This is a genomic window from Dietzia sp. B19, from assembly GCF_014145155.1.
In the GTDB taxonomy this organism is placed as follows: Bacteria; Actinomycetota; Actinomycetes; order Mycobacteriales; family Mycobacteriaceae; genus Dietzia; species Dietzia natronolimnaea.
The window spans coordinates 1-3,751 of record NZ_JAALED010000377.1; the positions used below are offsets into that span (position 1 = coordinate 1).

At 72.4% G+C, this 3,751-nt stretch carries 3 protein-coding genes; all 3 read left to right on the forward strand.

The genetic code is table 11. The annotated features are described in order from the left end of the window. The first annotated feature begins 194 nt into the window (after positions 1-194). On the forward strand, positions 195-1,616 hold the full coding sequence (gene murC / locus G6020_RS11140; protein ID WP_347238364.1) for a UDP-N-acetylmuramate--L-alanine ligase: 1,422 nt from the start codon (positions 195-197) through the stop codon (positions 1,614-1,616). A 30-nt stretch (positions 1,617-1,646) separates the two neighbouring features. After that, complete coding sequence (locus tag G6020_RS11145; protein ID WP_182610677.1) at positions 1,647-2,489, forward strand: FtsQ-type POTRA domain-containing protein; 843 nt, start codon at positions 1,647-1,649, stop codon at positions 2,487-2,489. A gap of 183 nt (positions 2,490-2,672) precedes the next feature. Next, a partial coding sequence (gene ftsZ, locus G6020_RS11150) for a cell division protein FtsZ (protein WP_182610678.1) occupies positions 2,673-3,751 on the forward strand: 1,079 nt, incomplete at its 3' end.

Here is a 3,751-nt window from a genome sequence, read left to right on the forward strand (position 1 = left end):
TGGGAGCGTCTGGACACCATGTCCGCGGCCGCCGTCAGCGGTGGCTCACGAGATGCGGCGGAGGTCGTGGCGCGCATCGCGCTCGACGCCGCCGGGAAGGCCCGGCGTTGACCGAGAGCACCACACCGCAAGCCCGACCCACCGGGGACGACGTCACGGCGGGGTCCGTTCCCGCCACCCTGACCCGGGTCCACATGATCGGCATCGGGGGCGCGGGCATGTCCGCCGTCGCGCGGATCCTGCTCGACCACGGTGTGGCGGTCTCGGGAAGCGACGCCAGGGATTCGGCGGACCTCCGGGCGCTGGAGGCGCGCGGCGCGGTGGTCCGGGTCGGCCACGACGCATCGGCGCTGGACGCGCTCGACGCCCCGCCGCAGATCGTGGTGGTCTCCAAGGCCGCGATCCCCGCGGACAACCCCGAGCTGGTCGCGGCCCGGGCCGCCGGGATACCCGTGGTCACCCGCTCCCGGGTCCTGGGTCACCTCGCCCGTGCCGGTCGCTCGATCATGGTGTGCGGCACGCACGGGAAGACCTCCACGACGTCGATGCTGATCGCCGGCATGCTCGCCGCCGGTGCGGACCCGTCCTTCGCGGTGGGGGGCACCGTCCTGCAGTACGGCACCAACGCCCACGGCGGGGCCGACCCGGTGTTCGTGGCCGAGGCCGACGAGTCCGACGGCTCACTGGTGCACTACGAGCCCGACGTGGTGATCCTGACCAACGCCGAGCCCGACCATCTCGACCACTTCGGCACCGCCGAGGCGTACTTCGAGGTCTTCGACACCTTCCTCGCCCGGATCCCGGACACCGGCGTCCTGGTGGTCTGCCTGGACGACGCGGGAGCGGCCGAGCGCGCGCGCCGGGCGGCGTCCGCGGGGGTGCGGGTGGTGGGGTACCGCACCACGGCCGGCCCCGCGACCGACCTGCCGGTGGTGGGTGAACTCGACGGGATCGAGGTCGACTCGGGCGGGACCCGGGCCGGGCTCACGTTGGACGGGCGGTCTCGTGGCGACCTCCACGTGGGGACCCCGGGCCGACACATGGCGCTCAACGCGCTCGCCGCTCTCCTGGCCGCCCGGGAGGTCGCCGGGGACGCCGGGATCGACGTCGACCACGTGCTGTCCGGTCTGTCCGGATTCGGGGGAGTGGGGCGTCGGTTCGAACCCAAGGGCACGGTCGCGGTCCAGGGTGGACTGGTGCGGGTGTTCGACGACTACGCGCACCATCCGACCGAGGTCAGGGCGGTCCTGAGCGCCGGGCGGGAGATCGTCGCCTCGGACGGTGGCCGCCTGATCGCGGTCTTCCAGCCCCACCTCTACTCCCGCACCCGCATCTTCGCCGAGGAGTTCGGGCGGGCGTTGTCCCTGGCCGACGAGGTGGTGGTGCTCGACGTGTACGGCGCGCGCGAGCAACCCGAGGAGGGCGTCGACGGCGGCCTCGTCACCCGCCACGTGAGCTCGCCGGCCCACCACGTCCCCGACCTCGACACCGCCCTGTCCACGGTGCTCGGGATCATCCGGCCGGACGACGTGGTCTTCACGCTCGGGGCCGGAGACATCACCACGCTCGGCCCGAGGATCGTCGCCGGGCCCGCGGGGAGCGGGACGGGGTCATGACGAGGCCGACGCCGTGAAGGGGGCTCAGCGGTGACCGACGAGCCACGCGACCACCCGACGGACCCGGCGGATCCGACGGACCCGCTGGACCAGGCGGCCTCGGACGACCCGGACCGGAGACTCGCCGCGGCGGCCGTCCGTAGCTCGGACGAGCGGGTGCGTCACTCCGACCCCGCGGTGCGGGCCACGCTGCGCAGGCGACGTCGCCGCACCAACCGCATCTATGTGGGGCTCGGTGTGGCGCTCGTCGTCCTCCTGGTGGGATACATCGCGCTGTACTTCCTGCCGGTGTTCTCCGTCCGGGAGGTCCGGGTCGTCGGGACCCGGACCATTCCCGTGGAGGCGGTGACCGAGCGCGCGGCGGTGTCCCCCGGGACCCCGCTGCTCCAGGTGGACACCCACGCGGTGGCGCGCCGCGTGGCGGGGATCCCGAGGGTGGACCAGGTCACGGTCACGCGGGACTACCCGTCGACCCTGCGGATCGAGCTGATCGAGCGCACCGCCCTGGTCGTGGTCGAGGTCGACGGCGCCCGGCACCTGGTGGACGGGCAGGGCATCGACTTCGGGCAGGGGGACCCGCCTCCCGGAACCCCCGAGCTCACCGTGGGGGACGGCGCACGCTCCGACCTGCCCGGGATCGTCCGGGACCTGTCGACGGTCTTCGCCGAGGTCCGGGGGACCGCGGGGCAGGAGATCGCGTCCGTCGAGGTGGAGAGTCCGGCGTCGATCGTCCTCACCCTCGTCGACGGGCGCACCGTGGAGTGGGGGGCCGCGGGTCGCGACCACGAGAAGGCGGTCGCCCTGCAGATGGTCCTCGAGCAACCCGGGCAGGTCTGGAACGTCTCCAATCCGGCGTTGCCGGCCTCACGGTAGACCGACACGCCCGCGAGCCTCGTGGACGTGCGGGGCCGGTGCCCCTACCGTGTGATCCGACGGCGGAAACCGCCTCTGACCAGCAACTTTAACCCTCAAGTAGAGGGTGAGAGTTAGGCGAGAGTCTTTCGTCGAGACAGCATGCAACCGAGCACGACACCCCCAAAGGAAGGCCGGGCCTCGATGAGCTCACCGCACAACTACCTCGCAGTCATCAAGGTCGTCGGAATCGGGGGCGGCGGTGTCAACGCCGTGAACAGGATGATCGACGAGGGCCTCAAGGGCGTCGAGTTCATCGCGGTGAACACCGATGCGCAGGCTCTGCTCATGTCCGACGCCGACGTCAAGCTCGACGTCGGTCGCGAACTCACCCGCGGCCTCGGTGCCGGCGCCGACCCGGAGGTCGGGCGCAAGGCGGCGGAGGACCACAAGGACGAGATCGAGGAGGTCCTCAAGGGCGCGGACATGGTCTTCGTCACGGCCGGGGAGGGCGGCGGTACCGGCACCGGTGGCGCGCCGGTCGTCGCGGCCATCGCGCGTAAGCTCGGCGCGCTCACCGTCGGCGTCGTGACCCGCCCGTTCTCCTTCGAGGGCAAGCGTCGCGGGGGACAGGCCGAGGCGGGGATCGAGGGCCTGCGCGAGGCCTGCGACACCCTGATCGTGATCCCCAACGACCGCCTGCTCCAGCTCGGGGACGCCGGCGTGTCCATGATGGAGGCCTTCAAGACCGCCGACGAGGTCCTCCTCAACGGCGTCCAGGGGATCACCGACCTCATCACCACCCCCGGCGTGATCAACGTCGACTTCGCCGACGTCAAGGGCGTCATGTCCGGGGCCGGCAGCGCGCTCATGGGGATCGGCTCCTCGCGGGGCGAGGGTCGGGCGTACAAGGCCGCGGAGGCCGCCATCAACTCGCCGCTCCTGGAGACCACGATGGAGGGCGCCAAGGGCGTACTCATGTCGATCGCCGGCGGCAGCGACCTGGGCCTGTTCGAGATCAACGAGGCCGCGACCCTCGTCCAGGAGGAGGCGCACCCCGACGCCAACATCATCTTCGGCACCGTCGTCGACGACTCGCTCGGCGACGAGGTGCGGGTGACCGTCATCGCCGCCGGGTTCGAGGGCGGCTCCCGGCAGTCCTCCGGTGCGGGTCAGTCGCGGCGCGGCCGCCACCACCTCGACGACGACGAGGTCCCCGGCGCCTCCGGCGACACCGGCGGTGCCTCCGGGCTCGGATCGACCCCTCTCGACGGCGGGCGTCG

Coding starts and splice junctions, on each gene's coding strand:
- murC (WP_347238364.1), top strand. CDS start 195: ATGATCGGCATCGGGGGCGCGGGCATGTCCGCCGTCGCGCGGATCCTG.